This is a genomic window from Kushneria avicenniae (genome assembly GCF_900112585.1).
Taxonomy (GTDB): Bacteria; Pseudomonadota; Gammaproteobacteria; order Pseudomonadales; family Halomonadaceae; genus Kushneria; species Kushneria avicenniae.
Genome location: NZ_FOLY01000002.1, coordinates 226,320 through 247,804, shown reverse-complemented (window position 1 = coordinate 247,804; position 21,485 = coordinate 226,320). Strand labels below are relative to the sequence as shown.

At 60.8% G+C, this 21,485-nt stretch carries 20 protein-coding genes and 1 pseudogene; 9 read left to right on the top strand and 12 right to left on the bottom strand.

Features of this window, described 5'->3' with window-relative positions:
- From BM079_RS04460 to tatC, 6 genes are all read left to right on the top strand, one after another.
- Window positions 1-636 (top strand): ubiquinone biosynthesis accessory factor UbiJ, encoded by a 636-nt coding sequence (locus tag BM079_RS04460; protein WP_090131232.1) that lies wholly within the window; start codon window positions 1-3, stop codon window positions 634-636.
- Window positions 636-2,264, top strand: coding sequence for a ubiquinone biosynthesis regulatory protein kinase UbiB (gene ubiB, locus BM079_RS04455; protein WP_090131230.1), 1,629 nt, complete (start codon window positions 636-638; stop codon window positions 2,262-2,264). The genes BM079_RS04460 and ubiB overlap by 1 nt, the downstream gene beginning before the upstream one ends.
- 95 nt (window positions 2,265-2,359) lie before the next feature.
- The gene (locus BM079_RS04450) at window positions 2,360-2,698 is read left to right on the top strand and encodes a phosphoribosyl-ATP diphosphatase (RefSeq protein WP_090131228.1); all 339 of its coding nucleotides are present in this window, start codon (window positions 2,360-2,362) and stop codon (window positions 2,696-2,698) included.
- Between the two features lie 106 nt (window positions 2,699-2,804).
- A complete protein-coding gene (tatA, locus tag BM079_RS04445) occupies window positions 2,805-3,056 on the top strand; it encodes a Sec-independent protein translocase subunit TatA (protein ID WP_090131227.1) in 252 nt (83 codons plus the stop codon).
- Between the two features lie 6 nt (window positions 3,057-3,062).
- Window positions 3,063-3,602 (top strand): Sec-independent protein translocase protein TatB, encoded by a 540-nt coding sequence (tatB, locus tag BM079_RS04440; RefSeq protein WP_090131226.1) that lies wholly within the window; start codon window positions 3,063-3,065, stop codon window positions 3,600-3,602.
- Window positions 3,599-4,372, top strand: a complete 774-nt coding sequence (tatC, locus tag BM079_RS04435) for a twin-arginine translocase subunit TatC (protein WP_090131224.1) — start codon at window positions 3,599-3,601, stop codon at window positions 4,370-4,372. Before tatB ends, tatC begins: the two co-directional genes overlap by 4 nt.
- Window positions 4,373-4,386: 14 nt before the next feature.
- Here tatC and elbB read toward each other — a convergent pair whose 3' ends face one another.
- A complete protein-coding gene (gene elbB / locus BM079_RS04430; protein WP_090131222.1) occupies window positions 4,387-5,055 on the bottom strand; it encodes an isoprenoid biosynthesis glyoxalase ElbB in 669 nt (222 codons plus the stop codon).
- 206 nt (window positions 5,056-5,261) lie between these two features.
- Here elbB and BM079_RS04425 point away from each other — a divergent pair.
- Together BM079_RS04425 and ppk1 are read left to right on the top strand one after the other, a co-directional pair.
- Window positions 5,262-5,907 (top strand): annotated as a pseudogene (locus tag BM079_RS04425) (hypothetical protein).
- 93 nt (window positions 5,908-6,000) lie between these two features.
- Entirely contained in the window at window positions 6,001-8,196 is a 2,196-nt protein-coding gene (gene ppk1 / locus BM079_RS04420) for a polyphosphate kinase 1 (RefSeq protein WP_090131220.1), read from the top strand.
- 92 nt (window positions 8,197-8,288) lie between these two features.
- Here ppk1 and BM079_RS04415 read toward each other — a convergent pair whose 3' ends face one another.
- The 9 genes from BM079_RS04415 to BM079_RS04385 form a co-directional block, all read right to left on the bottom strand.
- Window positions 8,289-10,433 carry a PhoX family protein gene (locus tag BM079_RS04415; protein ID WP_090131219.1) on the bottom strand — a complete coding sequence of 715 codons (2,145 nt, stop codon included), beginning with the start codon at window positions 10,431-10,433 and terminating at the stop codon, window positions 8,289-8,291.
- Between the two features lie 116 nt (window positions 10,434-10,549).
- A complete protein-coding gene (locus tag BM079_RS04410; protein ID WP_090131216.1) occupies window positions 10,550-11,641 on the bottom strand; it encodes a 3-deoxy-7-phosphoheptulonate synthase in 1,092 nt (363 codons plus the stop codon).
- A gap of 17 nt (window positions 11,642-11,658) precedes the next feature.
- Window positions 11,659-11,787, bottom strand: coding sequence for a hypothetical protein (locus tag BM079_RS16935; RefSeq protein WP_281243932.1), 129 nt, complete (start codon window positions 11,785-11,787; stop codon window positions 11,659-11,661).
- Window positions 11,788-12,128: 341 nt separating this feature from the next.
- Window positions 12,129-12,254 carry a hypothetical protein gene (locus tag BM079_RS16930; protein ID WP_281243931.1) on the bottom strand — a complete coding sequence of 42 codons (126 nt, stop codon included), beginning with the start codon at window positions 12,252-12,254 and terminating at the stop codon, window positions 12,129-12,131.
- An 82-nt stretch (window positions 12,255-12,336) separates the two neighbouring features.
- Entirely contained in the window at window positions 12,337-13,050 is a 714-nt protein-coding gene (gene folM / locus BM079_RS04405) for a dihydromonapterin reductase (protein ID WP_090131214.1), read from the bottom strand.
- Window positions 13,047-13,784, bottom strand: coding sequence for an FAD-binding oxidoreductase (locus tag BM079_RS04400; RefSeq protein WP_090131212.1), 738 nt, complete (start codon window positions 13,782-13,784; stop codon window positions 13,047-13,049). Before BM079_RS04400 ends, folM begins: the two co-directional genes overlap by 4 nt.
- A 66-nt stretch (window positions 13,785-13,850) precedes the next feature.
- A complete protein-coding gene (gene ubiD, locus BM079_RS04395; protein ID WP_090131210.1) occupies window positions 13,851-15,320 on the bottom strand; it encodes a 4-hydroxy-3-polyprenylbenzoate decarboxylase in 1,470 nt (489 codons plus the stop codon).
- A 99-nt stretch (window positions 15,321-15,419) separates the two neighbouring features.
- Window positions 15,420-16,679: a transcription termination factor Rho gene (gene rho, locus BM079_RS04390; RefSeq protein ID WP_090131208.1), complete on the bottom strand. Its 1,260-nt coding sequence runs from the start codon at window positions 16,677-16,679 to the stop codon at window positions 15,420-15,422.
- A 416-nt stretch (window positions 16,680-17,095) separates the two neighbouring features.
- Window positions 17,096-17,419 (bottom strand): thioredoxin family protein, encoded by a 324-nt coding sequence (locus tag BM079_RS04385; RefSeq protein WP_175489595.1) that lies wholly within the window; start codon window positions 17,417-17,419, stop codon window positions 17,096-17,098.
- A gap of 155 nt (window positions 17,420-17,574) precedes the next feature.
- On the opposite strand from BM079_RS04385, the gene BM079_RS04380 reads away from it, so the two are divergent.
- The gene (locus BM079_RS04380) at window positions 17,575-19,089 is read left to right on the top strand and encodes a Ppx/GppA phosphatase family protein (RefSeq protein ID WP_090131204.1); all 1,515 of its coding nucleotides are present in this window, start codon (window positions 17,575-17,577) and stop codon (window positions 19,087-19,089) included.
- On the opposite strand, the gene tilS is transcribed toward BM079_RS04380, so the two are convergent.
- Both tilS and accA read right to left on the bottom strand, forming a co-directional pair.
- Window positions 19,063-20,385 (bottom strand): tRNA lysidine(34) synthetase TilS, encoded by a 1,323-nt coding sequence (gene tilS, locus BM079_RS04375; RefSeq protein ID WP_090131202.1) that lies wholly within the window; start codon window positions 20,383-20,385, stop codon window positions 19,063-19,065. The two genes, BM079_RS04380 and tilS, sit on opposite strands and share 27 nt — an antisense overlap.
- A 130-nt stretch (window positions 20,386-20,515) precedes the next feature.
- A complete protein-coding gene (gene accA, locus BM079_RS04370) occupies window positions 20,516-21,469 on the bottom strand; it encodes an acetyl-CoA carboxylase carboxyl transferase subunit alpha (protein ID WP_090131200.1) in 954 nt (317 codons plus the stop codon).
- Window positions 21,470-21,485: the final 16 nt, after the last annotated feature.

Genomic DNA, 21,485 nt, shown 5'->3' with positions numbered 1-21,485 from the left:
ATGTCCTTTCTAACTCCTGTACTGCTGGCCGGTATCGAAAAAAGCGTCAATCGCCTGCTGGCGCGTGACCCGGCGGCGCCGTCACGTCTGGCGGCCATGGCCGGGCAGCGCTTGCTGCTGAGACTCGAGTCGCCCCGGATCGAAGTGCTGGTCATCTTTCATATTCACGGCCTGACGCTTGCCTCGCTGCCCGATGGTGAAGACCGGGACGCCGACACGACCATCGAGATCGATGCCGATACGCTGGGCGCTCTGCTGGGCGGCATGCCGATCCAGTCGCTCATGACCAGCCATCGGCTGGTGGTGCGCGGTCAGCTCGGTCTTCTGATGCAGGCCCGTGAATTGCTGATGGATCTCGACATCGACTGGGAAGGCGCCTTCGCCGAATGGTTCGGTGACGCGCCGGCCCACAGTCTGGCCACCGGGCTGCGGCGTCTGGGGCATTTCGGCGTCCACTCGTCCAGAAGCCTTGAGCAGGATCTGCGCGAGTACATCCTTGAAGAGGGCCAGTGGCTCGCCGGCCGCGCTCGCTTTGATGTGGCCCGCGAACACCTGACCGAACTCGAAATTGCGACGGATCGGCTGGAAGCCCGGCTTGAACGTCTCAACCGTCGTCTGCGAGGGCAACACTCTTGATGACGCTATGGCGCCTGATCCGTATTGCCTGGGTGGTGACCCGTTATCGGCTCGACAGCCTGATTCCGACCGACCGCCTGCCGGGCTATGCCCGCTTTCTGATGAGCATTGCGCCCATCAGGCTGTTTCCGAAAGGAAACAAAACGCGTGGCGAGCGCCTGCGACTGGCGCTGGAGGATCTGGGCCCCATTTTCATCAAGTTCGGGCAAATGCTCTCGACCCGCCGTGATCTGATGCCACCGGATATCGCCGTCGAGCTCAAGCGGCTGCAGGATCAGGTGCCGCCCTTTCACAGCGATACGGCCCGTACCATTATCGAAGAGGAGCTGGGCGCGTCGGTCGGCGAGCTCTTTGACCACTTCGAGGCCGACTCGATGGCCTCGGCCTCGATCGCGCAGGTCCATGCCGCGCGCCTTCACTCCGGTGAAGAGGTCGTGGTGAAGGTCATCCGCCCCGGCATTGACAATGTCATGCGCAACGACATGGCGCTTTTATATACCTTTGCAAGGGTGCTTTTGAAGGTCTGGCCCGAAGCGCGGCGCCTGCGCCCCGTGGAGGTGGTCAAGGACTACGAATCAACGCTCTTTGACGAGCTGGATCTGCAAAAGGAGGCGGCCAACACCTCCCAGCTCAAGCGCAATTTTCAGCACTCCCCCCTGTTGCACGTCCCAACCATCTACTGGCCGCTGACGCGCAAGCGCGTCATGACCCAGGAGCGGGTCAACGGCGTGCCGGTGGCCGACACCGATGCGCTTGAGGACGCGGGCGTCGACATGCGCCTGCTGGCCGAGCGCGGCGTGGAGATCTTTTTCACCCAGGTGTTTCGCGACAACTTTTTCCACGCTGACATGCACCCGGGCAATATCTTCGTCGATATCAGCAACCCGAGCGACCCGAGCTATATTGCCATCGACTGTGGCATTGTGGGCAGCCTGACCCGCGAGGATCAGGACTACCTGGCGCGCAACATCATCGCGTTCTTCCGCCAGGACTATTACGAAGTGGCCATGCTGCACATCGAGTCGGGCTGGGTCGGCGAAGGCACTCGTGCCAATGAGTTTGCTGCTGCCATTCGCTCGGTCTGTGAGCCCATCCTCGAGAAACCACTCAAGGACATCTCCTTTGGCCAGGTACTGATGGGGCTTTTCCAGACGGCGCAACGCTTTCACATGGAAGTGCAGCCGCAGCTGGTCCTGCTGCAGAAAACGCTGCTCAACATCGAAGGGCTGGGGCGCACCCTCTACCCCGAACTTGATCTGTGGCACACCGCCAAGCCCTTTCTGGAGCGCTGGATGCACGAGCGGGCCGGGCCCAGGGGGTTCTGGGAGGAGCTCAAGCGACAGGCACCGGATCTGGCCCAGCGCATTCCCCAGCTGCCGGTACTGGCGCATCAGGCGCTCTCCCAGGTCGATCACGAGCGCAAGCATCGCGAACAGCAGACCGCGGCACTCATGACGCTCCAGAGCTCCTTCTCGGGCGTACGCAAGGGCGCGCGTCGCATCAGGATCGGACTGGCCCTGATTGCCGGTGCCCTGGCCTGGCAGCCCATCTCCCAGTGGGCGATGCAGCAGCACTGGAGCATCCTCGCCGCCGCCGGTATCGGACTGGTACTGGTCATCTGGCGCTGAGCCCCACCGATAACATCGACACATTGCGGGCGGTGATGATATAAGCTCCCATCGTCCTGAATACGTCCGGCATGTACAATCAGGAACCCTTCTCAATGGACACTATCCTCGATCAGCTCGATCAAAATCTCGCCGACCGACGCCACGGTGACGCCAGCACCTCCTACGTCGCAGGGCTGCACCAGCGTGGTCTCAACAAGATTCTGGAAAAGGTGGGCGAGGAAGCCGTCGAAGCCATCCTGGCGGCCCGCGATGCCGAGCATGGTGATGACAAGGCCCGACAGGCACTGATCCGTGAGACGGCCGATCTCTGGTTCCACTCGCTGGTCATGCTGTCGCACCTGGGTCTGGACCATCGCAGCGTGCTTGAGGAACTGGCACGCCGTCAGGGCATTTCAGGGCTCGAGGAAAAGGCCTCGCGCACGCAGGGGTAACATTTGTTTCTTTTGTCTGTCATACCATTAAAATGATGGGTGTCGCCGCAGTCGGCACCGGATTTATCAACACACGTGTCCGACACGGGCACAATGGAGAAACGCCATGTTGGGTGGTATCAGTATCTGGCAGCTTCTGATCGTTCTGGGCATTATCATCCTGATTTTTGGAACCAAGAAGCTTCGCAATCTGGGCGGCGATCTGGGCGGCGCCATCAAGGGGTTCAAGCAGGCCGTCAATGAAGACGACGAGACGAGCAACAAGCCTCAGCAGCGCGTCAAGCATGACGAGACCCAGGGCAACGACACCATCGATGGCCATACGGACACGCGCGAAAAAGAAGATACCCGGAAATAAGCCGTCATGTTCGATATCAGTTTTCCCGAGCTGATCGTGGTCGGCGCCATCGCCCTGGTGGTGCTGGGCCCCGAGCGATTGCCAACGGCAGCGCGCACGGCCGGACTGTGGCTGGGCAAGATCAAGCGCACGGTCTCCAGCATGCAGCAGGAGATTACCTCCCAGCTCGAAGCCGAAGAGCTGCAGCGCAAGATGAAAAGCCAGCAGGATCGTTTCGATCAAGGGCTGAAAAAGGCCCGGGATGATATCGAAAGCCTGGGAGATGATCCGTCCGCCAGCAGTCGGAAGCTGTCGGACAGGGCGCTCTCCAGCGAGCGCTCATCTCCCCGGGAGGATGAACGCCCCGAGTCCGGGCCGGATCAGGGCGAGCGTGCCGTGGCGCCATCAACCGAGCCCGCACTGGATCGTCACGCCGGCACTGCCGACCCGTCCACCGCCCCGGCGCCGGCTTTTGATACGGCATCCGATGAGCAGACACTTTCCGATCCTGCGTCTTCACGGGAATCGCAGTCGGACAGCCATGACAGGGATAAACACGATCGATGAGCCAACAGGACGATAATCAGTCGCAGACGCCGCTGATCGATCACCTTATTGAACTGCGCTCACGTCTTCTGCGCGCCATGATTGTCATCGTGGTGGCATTTGCAGCGCTGTATGCCTTTTCCAACCAGATCTATACCTTTGTGGCCGAGCCACTCATGGCGCTGTTGCCGCCCGGCTCACAGATGATCGCCACGGAAGTTGCCTCGCCCTTTCTGGCGCCCTTCAAGCTGACGCTGATCGTCTCGCTGTTTCTGGCCATTCCCTTTGTGCTCTACCAGGCCTGGGCCTTTATCGCCCCGGGCCTTTACGCGCACGAGAAAAAGCTGGCACTCCCCATTCTGGGCTCGAGCGTGCTGCTTTTTTATGGCGGTGCGGCCTTTGCCTACTACGTGGTGTTTCCGCTGCTGTTTCAGTTTTTCACCACGGCTGGACCGGCCAATGTGCAGGTCATGACCGACATCAACGCCTATCTGTCCTTTGTGCTCAAGCTCTTCATGGCCTTTGGACTGGCCTTCGAGATTCCGGTCGCCACCTTCCTGCTGGTGCTCACCGGCGCCACCACGGTACAGGCGCTGTCGGCCAAGCGCCCCTATGTGGTCATTGCCTGCTTTGTGGTGGGCATGGTGCTGACGCCGCCTGACATAATCTCCCAGACGCTGCTGGCAGGCCCGATGTGGTTTCTGTTCGAGGTCGGCATTCTCTTTGCCCGTCTCATCCGCCGCCCGCGCGGCGGTCGCGACGATGTCGAGATGAACGATACCGGCAGTTGAGCAGTCGCCGCGCCTCAGCGCGGCTGCTCCATGAGCGTCCCTACCCGCTCCACCAGCTTGAAAATCCCCTTCGCGATGTCCGAGGGCCGCGTGCCCACCAGCCAGCCGGGTGTGGTGAGCACGCGGTGCTCGATATCCACCACGATCTCGCCGACGCCGGCACTCTTGTGCAGCCCACCCATGGCGCTGACGGTCCCGGAAAGCGCCGCACTCTGACCCAGCGTCACCGGAATGGCCTGCTCGAAGAGTCGCGGCACCAGAAGCGCCGCCATGCCGATGAGCGCGATGGGCTTGCGCGCCTCGTGAAACTCGTGGAGCCGGGAGACCAGCTGCTCGAGCACCTGCATGGAGGAACCGCTGACGGCAAAATCGCTCAGTTGATTGATGGCGCCATGCCCGCCGGGAATGATGATTGCACCAAACGCATTCGCCTCAAGCCGATCCAGCGGATAGATGCGCTCATGTACCATGCGGCATGACTCCACCATGGCCTGACGCTGTTCATCGGCCATGGGCTCGCCGCTGGTATGATCGATCACATGATGCTGCGCAACATCCGGTGCAAAGCAGCTCCATTCAAGCCCCATCTGATCCAGGCGCAGCAGCACCATCGTCAGCTCCTGCACATCGGTGCCATCCAGCCAGCCACACCCGGAAATCACGACCGCTACACGCTTTTTCATGCTGCTGCTCCCATCAGATACATGATAGCCACCCTGCCGGGCGAGGCTTGTTGACCGGCACTGTGCCGAACCTGATCGATCAGGGCGACCATTGTCGCCATTGCCGGATCGGCCAGCGGTTGCCATTGTAGTTATTCACGTCATTTCCGCGTTCGAGGCATCCCTTCGTGACCACCATTCCATCACGTAGATGTTCTGCCACCCATATGCGTCGCATGCGTCATGACGACTTTTCGCGCCGTTTGATGCACGAAACCACGCTGACGGTGGATGACTTGATTCTGCCTGTTTTCGTTCAGGAAGGGGACAATCGCCGCGACGCCACCCTATCAATGCCGGGCGTCGAACGCCTTTCCATCAATCAGTTGATCCAGGATGCCGCCCCGAATCCGGCATCATCACAGACGTTGCCCTTGATGCCTATACTCTGCACGGTCATGACGGCATTTCTGATGACAGCGGGTATGTTCTCAACGACCGTACGATCGAGATCCTGATCGAGCATTAATCCCGAGCGTGCGGACAGACTCCCCTGTCAGCTGCACCCGGCCAATGGTAATGAAGCACTGCATGAGGCTGCCATGAACATCACGGAAGGGGCGGATGCCATCATGATCACACCGGGCGTGCGGACAGGATGTACTGTATCGCGTCGGGCAGGCGCTGCGTGTCCCGACTTTCGTCTACCAGGCCAGCGGCGAGTACGCTATGCCTCAGGACCCTTTTGCCAACGGCTGGCGGGATAAGAAAACCGTGATGATGGCATCGCTGCGCGGTTTCAAACGCGCCAGCGCCGACGGCATCCTGACCCGGTTTGCCGGGCGCGCCGCCCGGATTCCCGGGAGCAGCTGACGGAAGATGTCATGAAAATGTCATGAGAATTTCTCAAACTTGAGCATACGGCCTGTTCCGAGGCGCCACATGCCATTTGCCGGAGAGTTTCCGATGTCTGAATTACCTTCCTCCCAAACGTCGGACACCGGCACATCCGCCGACAACGACGCCACTCCGGCGCTGAGAGTCAATCACACCCACGCCGGCATTCGAGCCCGCGCTGCCGCCAACGCCGAGCGCAGCCTTGACGATGCCGGTCTCTATTTCAACCGCGAACTGTCGACGCTGCGCTTTCATATCCGGGTACTGGAGCAGGCCCTGGACGAGTCGCATCCGCTGCTGGAGCGGCTGATGTTTTTGCTGATTTTCTCCTCCAACCTGGATGAATTCTTTGAAATTCGCGTGGCTGGTCTTAAACGACAGCTCGCCTATGGCAATGAAGAGATCGGCATGGATGGTCACTCGACCGCCAGCATCTTCAACGAGCTGTCACAGACTGCCCATGAGCAGGTCGAGCGCCAGTATCACATTCTCAATACCCGACTGATTCCGGCACTGGCCGAACAGGGCATTCACTTTCTGCGCCGCCACGTCTGGAACAAGGCGCAGCGAGAGTGGGTCAACCGCTACTTCGATGATGAGATCATGCCGGTCATCAGTCCGATCGGACTGGACCCCTCCCACCCCTTTCCACGGCTGGTCAACAAGAGCCTCAATTTCATCGTCGAGCTGGAAGGGCGCGATGCATTCGGCCGCGAGGGTGGCATGGCGATCATCCCGGCGCCCCGCTCCCTGCCCCGACTGATCAGGCTGCCGCGGGAGCTCGAGCGTGAAGGACGTCAGGAATATGTTTTCCTCTCCTCGATGATTCACGCGCATGCCGAGGAGCTGTTTCCCGGCATGACCGTCCGCGGCTGCTACCAGTTCCGCCTGACCCGCAATGCCGATCTTTCAGTGGATACCGAGGAAGTCTCGGATCTGGCCACGGCCCTCAAGAGCGAGCTGCTGGCCCGCCGCTATGGCGATGGCGTGCGTCTTGAGGTCGCCAACAACTGCCCGACGCATCTGAGCGATTTTCTGCTCAGACAGTTCCAGCTCGGCCAGGAAGATCTGTATCTGGTCGACGGCCCGGTCAACCTGAGCCGCCTGATGGCCATGATTGGCGACAGTGATCGCTTTGATCTGCGCTATACGCCGTTTGCGCCAGGTACGCCAAAGGCACTGCGCAAGGACGAGAGCATGTTCAGTATCGTGGGGCAGCAGGACATCTTATTGCTGCACCCGTGGGAGTCGTTCGGCGTCATCGAAAACTGGCTGGCCGAAGCGGCTCGGGACCCTGCCGTGCTGGCCATCAAGCAGACGCTCTATCGCACCGGCGTCGACTCCGGCGTGGTCAGCGCCCTGGTGGATGCCGCCCGCAGCGGCAAGGAAGTCACGGTCGTGATCGAGCTGCGCGCCCGCTTTGACGAGGCCGACAATATCGCGCTGGCCTCACGGCTTCAGGAGGCCGGCGCCAATGTGATCTACGGCGTCATGGCTTACAAGACCCACGCCAAGATGCTGCATATCGTGCGCCGTGAAGAGGGCCGCATTCGTCATTACGCCCACATGGGTACCGGCAACTATCACTCCAAGACTGCAAAGCTCTACACCGACTACAGCCTGCTGACCGCCAGGGAGACGCTGTGCGAGGACGTCCACCATGTCTTTCAGCAGCTCTCCGGCATGGGTGAACCGCGCCATACCGAGCATCTTTTGCATGCGCCCTTTACGCTGCACAAGCGTCTGGTGGAGCTGATCGATCGGGAAGCCGGATACGCCCGTAAGGGGCACAAGGCCACCCTGACCATCAAGTGCAACTCCCTGACCGAACCCAGGCTGATTCAGGCGCTGTACCGCGCCTCCCAGGCCGGCGTCATCTGCCAGCTGATCATCCGGGGCACCTGCTGTCTGCGCCCCGGCGTTCCCGGCGTCTCCGACAACATCACGGTACGCTCGATCGTGGGCCGCTTTCTGGAGCATACCCGGGTCTTTCACTTTCATAACGGTGGCAAACCGGAGGTATGGTGCTCCAGCGCCGACTTCATGGAGCGCAACATGTTTCAGCGCGTGGAAACCTGCTTTCCGCTGTTGGACAAGAAGATTGCCCAGCGGGTCAGAAAGGATCTCGATACCTACATGCTGGACAACTGCCAGAGCTGGACGCTGCAGCCGGACGGCCATTATGAAAAGCGCTGCCCGGGCAAGGATGAGGCTGCCATCAGCGCGCAGGAGACCCTGCTGTACGCCTACGCGGCACGGCCCTGACAATACCCTTCAGTGTTCATCACAATACTCGGGCCGCATAAGCGGCCCGAGTGCTTTTACCGGAAGACTGCATCGAAAGGCTTCATCGAAAGTCAGACACCGACTCTGCCGCCATCGCGCTTTTGAATGACCACGGTCGATGAGCGCGGGCGCACCTGTCCCTGTGCTGTTTGTGTGGCATCGTCGGTATCGGCTGCCGGCCAGTTGGCGGGATGCTGAATATTGATAAACAGTGCCGTACGGTCAGGCGTTGCAAAAATTCCGGTGACTTCAGCCTCGTTGGGACCAATGGCAAAACGCTTGAGCTGCGCCTGATTTCGGGCATTGATGGCCGGCTTGCCCTCTTCACTCATGGCGCCCGGCACCACGGCCAGTACCTGATCATTGGTCATGTTCGCCACCGCGTTTTCACGCCCCTTGTCCAGACCGTTGTCCGTCTCGATCCAGAGAATTCCTTCACCATTGTCACGCTCGTCAAACCAGAGGCCATCAGGGCTTGCAAAGGCATTGACGTCGGTCAGGCCGGAAGGGTTGGTGGCGTCCTGATCATCGGGGCTGCCGCCAAATACGAAAGGCTCCCAGCGCATACGGGTGGGGTCATCCTCACGCTCCTGCCAGCGGATGATATGACCATAGGTATTGTCCGGACGAGGATTGGCTGCATTGACCGGCGCCGTGGCATAACCGCTGCCCATGGCAGACACATCGCTGCCGTCACCGGTAAAGCTGGCCGAGCTTTCTTCATCGGTGCGCCTGGAGTTGTTGGTCAACGTCATGTACACCATGCCCGACTGCGGATCAACCGTTCCCCACTCCGGGCGGTCCATGGGGGTGGCCCCCATCAGATCAGCGGCGTCGCAGGTATTGATGATAATGCCGGCCTGGTCCTCGAACAGCTCACCCAGCCGCCGGCCCTTGTGCTCGCCCTTTGGGATAACGGCATCCACGGTCAGGGGCAGCCACTCCCCTTCGCCATCGGCATCAAAACGGGCCACATACAGCGTGCCGTTGTCCAGGTAGCTGGCACCGATGGCCTGGCGATCATAGGTCTCACCGGGACGGTTGGCATCGCTCTGCTGCCAGCGCTTGTTCGTCACGAACTTGTAGATGTATTCGTTGCGGCTGTCATGACCGGTATAGAAGGTCAGCGGCATGCCCTCGACAACTCGACCGGGCCAGCAGCCCTCATGACGAAAACGCCCCAGTGCCGTGCGCTTGTAGATGGTGCTGTCAGCGTCGTAGGGGTCGATTTCCACGATATAGCCGAAACCACGGGCTTCGTTGCGATAGTCCCGGGCAGGATCGTCGCCCTGTGGCGTATTGTCGAAACGGCTGAATTCCCCCTGCTCGCCATCATCGGCACTTTCCCAGCCGTAGCGGCCACGCTCGCCGTTGATGCCCAGACGGGCCTGATCGGCTGTCAGCTCGCCACGATTGATGAACACCTCGGGCCAGTTCTCCTCACAGGTCAGGTAGGTCCCCCAGGGGGTATAACCGCAGGCGCAGTTGTTGTTGGTGCCACGAATGCGTGTTCCATCGGGTGACCAGGCCGTTATCACCCAGGGAGTGCCGCGAACCGGGCCGGACAGTTCGATGGGCGTCGCCGAGGTAATGCGACGATTGCGACTGTCATCAACGACCGGCGCCCAATGGCCCTGATCATCACGACGCAGGCGTACCACTGCGACGCCATGGGCATTGATCTCGGTACGGACTTCATCGGCCGGGCGAGCGCCCTCATCATTATTGGTCGGACCGTTCTGTGGTGCCCAGAGCACACTCTGATCAATATATTCGTGATTGATCGCCAGCAGAAAATCACGAGAGGCATGCTGGGTATCGAGGGCAAAGTGATACATGCCATCGTGATGCATGCCCATGGCACGGGCCTGGAACGCTGGTGTCATGTGCATGTCCTGCTGCCATCCGGCTGTACTACCATCCATCGGCGTGCCCCAGGGCACAAGGACCTGAGCGATATAGCCTTCGGGAACCACAATGCCATCCGTCATGCTGCCGGGCAGCGAGTCAAAGCCCAGTGTCAGCCGGCGTCGCGGCTCGGCGCCGGCCTGACGGATGACGCCCCCGAGGCCAAAGTCGGTAAAGAGTGTGGCAGCCGCCAGACCCAGGCTTCCCTGCAACATGCGCCGACGCGACATGTAGCGCGCCATGACCGATGAAAAGGGGCGGTTATCGCTATCATTGTGGTTGTCATGATTTTCGATTTCCTGACTCATGCCATCATCTCCCGTGGGTTGATCGATGGCCGAGATTACGACGATATCATGACAGGGATTTGACACCCTGATGGCCCGGGGCGGCCCGACGCTGCCCCGGGCAAATGCCGGCTGCCTCAAACCGGCTGTTCGGATAACCGCTTCGCCACAAAACGTATGTGATGCTCGCTTTCCGCCCAGCCCAGACAGCCATCGGTGATGGAAACGCCATAGCGCAGTTCAGCGCCCAGGGGCTGCTTGCCCGTTTCCAGATGGCTTTCGAGCATGACGCCGACCAGCGAGGACATGCCATTGAGACGCTGGCGAATGACCTCATTGAGTACCAGCGGCTGCCGAGCGGGGTCCTTGCCACTGTTGGCATGGGAACAGTCCACCATGATGGCACTTGAAACGCCTGCCGCCCTGAGGTCAAAAGCTGCCTTTTCGACGCTTTTGTCATCGAAGTTGGCGCCATGATGCCCCCCGCGCAGAACCAGATGGGTATCAGGATTGCCACGGGATCTCAAAAGTGCCGGGCGGCCCTGGTCATCAAAACCCGGATAGCGATGGCCGTGGCGGCTGGTGCCCATGGCATCGATGGCGACCTGAATGCCACCGTCAGTGCCGTTTTTGAACCCCGTGGGCATGGGCAGGGCACTGACCATTTCACGGTGGATCTGGGATTCGGTGGTGCGGGCGCCGACGGCCGCCCAGCTGATGAGATCATCCATGTAGGCGCTCAGCATGGGCTGGAGCAGCTCACAGGCAATCGGCAGTCCCAACTCGGTGATGTCGCGCATGAGTCGACGTGTGCTGGCAAGGCCTTCAGCCATGTTGTCACTGCCATCGAGGTGCGGGTCATACGCCAGCCCCTTCCAGCCCACGGTCGTACGGGGCTTTTCGACATAGACCCGCATGACCAGCAACATGCTGTCGCCTACTTCGTCGGCCAGCTGTTTCAGACGTCTGGCATAGTCCAGCGCGCTGTCACGATCATGAATGGAACAGGGCCCCATCACGACCAGCAGGCGCGAATCGCGCCCCTCGAGGATCTCCCGGATCGCCTGACGATGTCCGGCGATCTGCGCTTTCATGACGGGCTCGAGCCCGATGGCTTCCTTGAGTGCTGCGGGCGCCGGCAGGGGCTGGGCAACGCTCGGGCCATCGGCGTTGTCATCCTGCACGGCAGGCGTGGTGGCGGATTCGGCAATATTGGTCAAGGCGTTCATGGCGTTGTTTCTATCCTTCAACAGCGTAACAAGGGGGAGTGTGGAGCGCCCTGTGCCAGCACGCCGGCGGTCAGCGCTCGAAGCACCGCCAGCGTGTGATTAAATCGCCAGTCAGCCATCGGATAGTATTGATCGGTCATGGTCATATGATGCGCCCTCTCATGTCTGTCGGGTCGTTTGTCGTAACGCGAAAAACAAAAAACCCCGGTGGCGTGCTGCCAACCGGGGTTTTTGAGGGTGGGCAGCACGGTAGGTACCGGCACGCCCTGAAAAATCAGGCGTGCCTGTCTCTAAACCAATAGCCCACGGGATAACCGGACATGCTCAGGACACACAAAAACGCCGCTGCGGCCTTTGGAGCCGGCGGTGTCAGCGTGTCATTGAACATGGACTGCAACATGTCGAGTTATCCTGATGAACACTTTCTGATTCGATGATGCAGCGCCTGAAGCGCCGCAGTCAATCATCCGAGACCAGCATACCGCGCTCAGATGACAAACTCCTTCCATATAAACAGCGCCGGTAGCGCTGCCGCCAGCGATATGATGACAACTCCTGCCACAATACCGACCAGCAATGCACGATCCTTCAATAGCGTCGACGGCGATGTCATGATGGCCACCTGTCACGGTCGTTGAAACACCGATGTTTTGAACATGTGATTGTTGTCCGGCGAATCGCTCGCCATGGCCAGTTCACTTCACATGACGCCCGCCGTCAACAGGCAATGTGGCCCCTGTGACAAAAGGACTATCCAGCAGATAGCGTACGCCCTGCCAGATGACCCTCGGCCCGGGCACGGCAGGCAGGGCCGAGCGGCGATTGAGATGTGCCAGATAATCGTCGCCGTCCTCGGCGTTGAGCATGATGCCCGCCGGGGCGATGGCGTTGACCTTGATATCGGGCGCAAAGCGTCCGGCCATCGACAGGGCAAGGTTTTCAAGTCCGGCCTTGGTGGCGGCATAGGCCATGTGCTGTCTTGATCCGTGCGCGGCGCTGTAGTCCGTAATGTGGATGATGTCGCGCATCGGCTCCGGGCAGGCCATCAAAAGCGCATGGGCATGCAGGTTGATGAGATACGGCGCCTGCATGTGAACCTGAAACATCAGGGCAAAATCCTCGCCGCAGGAGGGGCTGTCCTCATCGCGCTGCCAGTGCGAGGCGTTGTGGATGATGGCCCGAAGCGCGCCGGTCTGCGCCTTCAGCCGCGCCACGAAGTCCAGAATGCCCGCCTCGCTGGAAAAATCGGCGTACAGCGCGGTAATGCCCCGGGCCCGCAGCGCTTCGATGGCCGGCCGCTCACGGCGGTAGGTAATGATGACCGGATGGCCATCATCATGCAGGCGTTCGGCACAGTATCGGCCCAGTCGCTGCCCGCCTCCGGTGACCAGAATGGGCGACTGACTCATGAGCCGTCGACCTCCCCCTGTACCCGGGGCGCATAGCTGAAGACATCGGAAAACATCCGTTTCGCCATGGGCTCGATCCGCGCCAGCGTATCCACCACGGCGTATACCATCCCGGGCGAGCCTGCAATGAAGATGCTGGCCTCATCGGCGCGCTGCACCCGGTCATGCAGGGCATTGTCGATGCGCTCGACCACGCCGTCAAAGTCCTCTTCTCCCGGCAGTTCGACCACCGGCGTGAAGCTGAAGTGCTCATGCTGCTCGGCCCAGTGGCGTGCCTGCGATTCCATGTAGAGCTCGCTGCGCGCGCGCGCTGCCCACCACAGATGAATGGGGCGCTCGGGATGCAGTGCCAGCGACGCCTCGATGATGGACTTCATCTGGGCAAAGCCGGTACCGGCAGCGATCAGCAGCAGCGGTCGCGGGTCGTCAAGCTCCAGTACGGACTCGCCCCCGGCCAGTGACACCTCGATGTCGGCGCCGACGTGAAGCTGCTCGAACAGCGCCCGGGAGTTGTCGCTGCCCGCCACATACTGAATGTGCAGTTCCAGAATGCCCTCGCCGTTGGGCGCATTGGCAATTGAAAACGGCAGCTGATTGCCCTGTACCGCCAGCGTCAGATACTGCCCCGGGGCGAACAGGATCTGTTGCGGGTCACCACGCAGAAAAAGGCGATAGACATCGGCCGATAGCGTTTCCATGGTCTCGACCCTGCAGGTCAACGTCCTGGCAGACATGGTGCTTCCTTCAATCGGTAGAAATGCAGCAGTGCATTGTGTCAGTAACTCCCGGGCCGCGGTGGCTCAGGGATCGATGCCGTAGCTGGCCCAGCGCTCATCCACCCGAGCCTTGATCTCATCGCTCATGGCAATGGGCGTACCCCACTCACGCTGGGTCTCGCCCGGCCATTTGGTGGTCGCATCCAGCCCCATCTTGGAGCCCAGACCGCTGACCGGAGAGGCAAAATCGAGATAGTCGATCGGCGTGTTGTCCACCATGACCGTATCGCGGGAGGGGTCCATGCGCGTGGTGATGGCCCAGATCACATCCTTCCAGTCGCGGGTGTTGACGTCATCGTCGACCACGATCACGAACTTGGTGTACATGAACTGACGCAGAAAGCTCCAGACCCCCATCATCACGCGCTTGGCGTGCCCCTGGTACTGCTTTTTCATCGACACCACGGCCAGACGATAGGAGCACCCTTCGGGCGGCAGATAGAAATCCACGATTTCAGGAAACTGACGACGCAGGATGGGAACGAAAACCTCATTGAGCGCCACGCCCAGCACGGCCGGCTCGTCGGGCGGACGACCGGTATAGGTGGAATGATAGATGGGATCGCGCCGATGGGTCATGCGTTCGACGGTAAAGACCGGGAAGGTATCAACTTCGTTGTAGTAGCCGGTGTGATCGCCGAAGGGGCCTTCCTGCGCCATGTCGTCAGGATAGATATACCCTTCCAGCACGATTTCGGCACTGGCCGGCACGCTGAGGTCAAAGTGATGACATTTGACCAGCTCGGTTTTTGACCCGCGAAGGAGCCCGGCAAAGGCGTATTCGGACAGTGTGTCGGGCACCGGCGTCACCGCGCCCAGAATGGTCGCCGGGTCGGCACCCAGCGCCACTGCCACGGGAAAGGGCTCGCCCGGATGAGCCTGCTGCCAGTCGCGAAAATCCAGTGCTCCGCCTCGATGAGACAGCCAGCGCATGATCAGGCGGTTTTTCGACAGCTTCTGCTGACGATAGATGCCCAGATTCTGGCGCTCCTTGTGAGGCCCCTTTGTAATCACCAAAGGCCAGGTCACCAGCGGCGCAGCATCACCCGGCCAGCAATGCTGAATGGGAATGGCATCGAGATTGACCTCATCACCTTCCAGCACGACCTCCTGACAGGCGGCCTTTTTGACATGCCGGGGGCCCATGCTCATCACCTGTTTGAAGATGGGCATCTTCTGCCAGGCATCGCGAAAGCCCTTCGGCGGCTCGGGCTCCTTTAGAAAGGACAAGAGTTCCCCGACCTCACGCAGCGCCTCGACGCTGTCCTGACCCATGCCCAGCGCCACCCTTCTTGGAGTGCCAAACAGATTGGCCAGCACCGGCATGTGGCTGCCGCGCACGTTTTCAAACAACAGGGCCGGCCCTTCATCGCGCAGCACGCGATCACATATCTCGGTCATTTCCAGATGGGGATCCACCTCGGCGGTCACACGCCTGAGCTCCCCCATCTTCTCGAGCTCGTGGATAAACTCCCGCAGATCGCGATACTTCATGCCCGGTCCTGCTCCCTTGATAAAGCAAAGGGGCAGCATAGCATGCTGCCCCCTTCATGCAGACGCCGCCTGTGGACGCCCGTGACACCACCGAATGAATCAGCGGCGCTTCATGGCCTCGAAGAACTCAAGGTTGGTCTTGCTGTCCTTCAGCCGGTCGATCAGAAACTCGGTGGCCGCCACATCTTCCATCGGATTGAGCAGCTTGCGCAGAATCCACATGCGCTGCATTTCATCCTCGGAGGCGATCAGGTCTTCACGACGCGTGCCGGAGCGGCGAATGTTGAGCGCCGGGTAGACACGCTTCTCGGCCAGCTTGCGGTCCAGATGCGCTTCCATGTTGCCGGTGCCCTTGAACTCCTCGAAGATGACTTCATCCATCTTGGAGCCGGTATCCACCAGCGCAGTGGCCAGAATGGTCAGGCTGCCGCCCTCTTCGATATTACGGGCCGCACCGAAAAAGCGCTTGGGCTTTTCAAGGGCGTGGGCATCGACACCGCCGGTCAGCACCTTGCCGGAGCTGGGCACCACGGTGTTGTAGGCACGCGCCAGACGAGTGATGGAGTCAAGCAGGATGACCACATCCTTTTTGTGCTCGACCAGACGCTTGGCCTTTTCGATGACCATCTCGGCGACCTGGACGTGGCGCGCCGGCGGCTCATCGAAGGTGGATGCCACCACTTCACCGCGCACGGTGCGCGACATTTCGGTGACCTCCTCGGGACGCTCGTCGATCAGCAGCACAATCATGTGGCATTCGGGATTGTTGCGGGTGATCGAGTTGGCGATGTTCTGCAGCATCATCGTCTTGCCCGCCTTGGGCGGCGAGACGATCAGGCCGCGCTGGCCCTTGCCGATCGGAGAAGTCAGATCAATAACGCGAGACGTGATGTCTTCCGTGGAGCCGTTGCCGATCTCCATGACCAGACGCTCCTGGGGAAACAGCGGCGTCAGGTTTTCAAACAGGATCTTGTGCTTGGCATTTTCGGGGCGGTCAAAGTTGATCTGATTGACCTTGAGCAGCGCAAAGTAACGCTCCCCTTCCTTGGGCGGGCGAATCTTGCCGGCGATCGAGTCGCCCTTGCGAAGATTGAAGCGACGAATCTGGGACGGCGAGACATAAATGTCATCGGGCCCGGCCAGATAGGAAGAGTCGGCGCTGCGCAGGAAACCAAAGCCATCCTGAAGGATTTCGAGTACGCCATCGCCGTAGATGTCCTCACCGCTTTTGGCGTGCTTTTTGAGGATGGCGAAGATGATGTCCTGCTTGCGCGAACGAGCCAGATTGTCGATGCCCATTTCCTGGGCAACTTCCAACAGCTCGGGAACAGTCTTTTGCTTGAGTTCGGTTAGATTCATCGGCTTGATTCGGAAATCGCTTTAGTCAGCATGGCTGTAAGAGATGCGGCCGGGACAGGAAACGGTATCTTGAATACCGCCTGAATTGTCGTCAGAGCCCGCGGGGTCCCTATGCCCGATGGTTTTTAAAACCCCGGCAATGGAGATATCCCCGAAAAGCGCCTCGTTCGAAGGAAAGAAGTAACATGACGGTAAAACCAGAATTCAGCACCGACAGCATCAGGGTCCGTTCGTCTGCTTGAAAAATGGCGTGGCAGACTGGGAGAAAAGCGGTAAGACCCTGCTGGCTCGCTCGGTGGCCGACAGGCAGCTGAAATCAGGCGAACGCACCGATGTTAGACAACGCTGATCGTCGACGCAAGCCCTTTTATCGCATCGAAAACCGCCCTTTCAGGCATTATCGACCAAAGCCGTCTCTAGAGATGCTCATCAAGCAGCTGATGCAGCTGATCGTGTGACAGGGCCCCGACGCGCGTCGTTTCCAGCGTCCCATCGATAAAAAGACACAGCGTCGGCACGCCGCGGGCCCCCAGACGCGCCGCCAGCGACGGCGAGGCATTGATGTCGACACGATAGATCGTGACCCGATCGACATAGTGGCCGGCCACCTCCTCGAGCACCGGCATCAGCGTGCGACAGGGACGACACCAGTCCGCTGTCATTACCACCAGCGCCGGCTCGTGCCTGTCGGCGACCTCCTGATCAAAACGATGGTCATCGAGTTCAACAATGCTGCTCATGCCTGTCCTCATCCATATCGTGTCATCACCCAGCCGGCCCGTGCGGGCCATTGACATGATATCAGCCTGGCACCACTCTTTGGCGAACCGACCACTGACCGGAGCGGCCTGATGCGCCGGGCCCGCAAGAGCAGCAACGCCATGGATACAGGCTCATGACCTACTCTCATACATTACCTTCTTCCGGCCCGCTGCGCCTGGCAGCCGTGGATCTGGGCTCCAACAGCTTCCACCTGCTGATTGTCGATGTCGACAACGGCCACTTTACCGAGCTTGAAAAGTGCAGCCGCAAGGTACAGCTGGCCGCCGGTCTGGACGATCAGGGCCGGCTTGATGAAGACGTCATGGCGCGCGCCCTGAAATGTCTGGAAGAGTTTGGCACCATCATCGACGAACACCGGGTCAACCGGCTAAGAGTGGTCGGCACCAACGCCCTGCGCTCGGCGGCCAACAGCATCGACTTCGTTATTCGCGCCGAGCAGTGCCTGGGCCAGCGCATCGAAACCATTTCCGGACGCGAGGAAGCGCGCCTGATCTATCAGGGCGCCTCGACGGCCTGGCAGGAAGAGACCGCCAACTGTCTGGTGGCCGACATCGGCGGCGGTTCAACCGAACTGATCGTGGGTGCCGGCACTCGCCCTCTGGCGCTGGAAAGTCTGGAAATGGGCTGTGTGGCCTACACCAGACACTTTTTTGCCAGCGGGGAGATTACCGAGGCGACCATGCAGGCCACCGAGCAGGCCGCGCTGCTGGAGCTGGCCAACATCACCACAAACTACAGGCGGCTGGGCTGGGAGCAGGCCATCGGTACCTCCGGCACCATCAAGGCGGCCGCCTCAACGCTCAGAGCATTGCATCCACATCTCAAAAAGGGCGAGATCACGCGTGACGGGCTTGTGGCGCTGCGCCGGAAACTGATCGATCTCGGCCACCTTGATCATGTCAGCCTGCCGGGACTCAAGAGCAATCGTGCGCGGGTCTTTCCGGCCGGCATCGCCATTTTGAACGCCATTTTTCAGGCGCTGGGGCTGGAGCGAATGCAGCATACCAGTGGTGCACTGCGCGACGGCGTGCTGCTGGATCTACTGTCACGCGATACCGGCGCCGATGTCCGCCACACCACGCTTGCCGGCATGCAGCGTCAGTATCAGGTCGATGAGCCACACGCTGGATACGTAGCGGCCACGGCCCTGACGCTGTTCGACCAGGTGGCCGATACCTGGGCGCTGGGTGACGAGGCCCGGCAGTTGCTGGAACAGGCCGCCATGGTGCATGAAATCGGACTGGGCGTGGCCCACAACCGCTACCATCAGCACGGCAGCTATCTGCTGGCCAACAGCGACATGCCGGGGTTTTCGCTGCCCGATCAGTTGGCACTGGCCTGGCTGGTGCAGGCCCATCGGCGTCAGTTTCCCGAACCGCCGCCCGAACGCCGCACCGCCCTGCCGGCAAATGATCTCATACAGCTGGCGCGTCTCCTGCGGCTGGCCGTGGTGCTGTGCCGCGCGCGCGATGGATCAAGCGACTGGCAACCCGAGCTGCATGCCGATGATCAACGACTGACGCTGATCTTTCCTCATGCGGTACCCGAACTGCTGCACCAGGATCTGGTACTGGAACATCAGTGGCAGGAGCAGGCAGCGCTATCGCTGGCGATCAACACGCCCTGACGCACCGGGGCACCCTTTCTCTTCCAGCATCCAGCCATCGGCTGCCAGCGCCAGCGGTCCCAGAACGGCCACGGGCGCACCATCGTGCCAGGCGACAATGATGTTTTCGCGCACCCAGGGCGGAATGGCCTGCGCCTGCAACAGCTTCTTGAGCAGGCGTCGCTGCCCGTAGCGCACAAGTTTCTCGCCGCCGACTCTGGGCGATAGCGTCAGCGCCGCCTCGCCGCCCGTCAAGGGCGTCAGTTGATGCCGGATAGCACCCAGTGGCGTGTCGATCGGCGCTCTGCCATTCCACGTAAGCGACCATGCGTGCTGCGGCGCAACTCCTTTACTATCGATCAGCAGGTAAAGCGTCTCCCGCCAGAGGCGCGCCTGCCCGCCGGGCCAGTCGATCTGTACCTGACGATCAGTACCGGCACCGGCCAGCTGATCCAGCAGCGTCTCCAGCCGCCCGCGTGGCGGCAGAGCCAACCCCAGGCGCGTCAGCGCGGCATTGATGACGAGTCGCTGTCGGGACCGACTCAGTGTACACAGCGCGGCGCGCGGCAGGCGCTCGGGCACGTCGCCCAGCGCGGCCAGATCCTTCTCTGCCAGCGCCTGCAAAAGCTCATCCGCCTCGCGCAGATAGTCCGCGCTGCGCGCCATCTGCTCGGCCGCCGCCGGCCAGCGAGCGCTCAGAGGCGCCATCACCCGATGGCGCAGATAGTTACGATCCTGAAGATCATCGGCATTGGTCGGGTCGTCACACCAAGGGATGCGCTCTGCGGCCAGAAAGGCATCGATCTCACAGCGCGAGGTATCAAGCAGCGGCCTTTCCAGCCAGCCAACGCCCAGAGCCCGACGCGGGGGCATGCCGGCAAGACCGCGCACGCCGCTGCCACGCATCATGCGATACAGCAGCGTTTCGGCCTGGTCCTCGCGGTGATGGGCCATCCACAGGATATCGCCGGGGGTAAGCAGTGCCTTGAAAACGTCGTAGCGGGCGCGGCGCGCCTCGGCTTCAAGCCCATCGCGGGTCCCGGGCGTGACTCGCTCGATGTGCAGCGATACCGCCAACTGATCGCAAAGCCGGCGCGCTGTGTCAACAAAGTCATCGGCGGCCGACTGCAGCCCGTGATGAACATGGACGGCACGCAAAACAATGCCGGGGCAGGATTGCACGGCGCGGGCGGCGAGCAGTAATAGACAGCTGCTGTCACGCCCGCCGGAGAGCGCCACCCAGAGCGTCGTGGGGGCCGAGCGCTGGTATAGCACCGCCAGTGCGTGCTCGATACGTACTTCAAGTGATGAACTCATGGGGGAAGTCTCCACGAGGTTTCAACGCTGCCGACAGGGTGCGTCCGCCACGGATGCCCCTGAGCGTTGCTATCATCAAAAACGGGAAGGCAAAGCCTTCCCGTTTCACAGAGCGTCATGACAGCAGCACTTAATCGAGCGCGCCGTAGCTCATCAGTCGCTCGTAGCGGCGCTCCAGCAGCGACTGGGTGTCCATGGCCTGCAGGACATCCAGCTGTTGCAAAAGCGAGGTCTTGAGACGACGGCCCATGTCGGAGACATGGCGATGCGCGCCGCCCAGCGGCTCCTCGATCAGCTCATCCACGAACCCAAGTTCCTTGAGACGGGTCGCCGTGATGCCCATGGCCTGGGCGGCGTCCGAGGCGCGATCAGCGCTCTTCCACAGAATCGAGGCGCACCCTTCCGGCGAGATCACCGAATAGGTGGAGAACTGCAGCATGGCGAGCGAGTCGCATACGCCGATCGCCAGCGCGCCACCGGAGCCACCCTCACCGATCACCGTCGAGATGATGGGGGTTTTCAGACGCGACATGACCGCCAGGTTGCGGGCAATGGCTTCGCTCTGGCCCCGCTCCTCGGCATCGATGCCCGGATAAGCGCCGGGCGTATCGATAAAGGTCAGAATCGGCATATGAAAACGCTCGGCCATCTCCATCAACCGGCAGGCCTTGCGATAGCCTTCCGGACGCGGCATGCCGAAATTGCGGCGCACCTTGTCCTTGACCGTGCGGCCCTTCTGATGGCCGATGACCATGACCGGGCGATCATCCAGCCGCGCCACACCGCCGACCAGAGCGGCATCATCGGCAAAGCTTCGATCACCGTGAAGCTCATCGAATTCGGTAAAGATTTCGTCAAGATAGTCCAGCGTATAGGGCCGCTGAGGATGACGGGACAGCTGGGACACCTGCCACGAGGTCAGATCGCGAAAGATCTGTTCGGTCAGCTTGCGGCTCTTGTCCTCAAGCTTGGCGATCTCGTCGCTGATATTGATCTTGCTGTCGTTGCCCACCAGACGCAGTTCTTCGATCTTGGCCTGCAGTTCGGCAATCGGCTGTTCAAAGTCGAGATAATTCGGATTCATAGGGGTCGTCACAAAG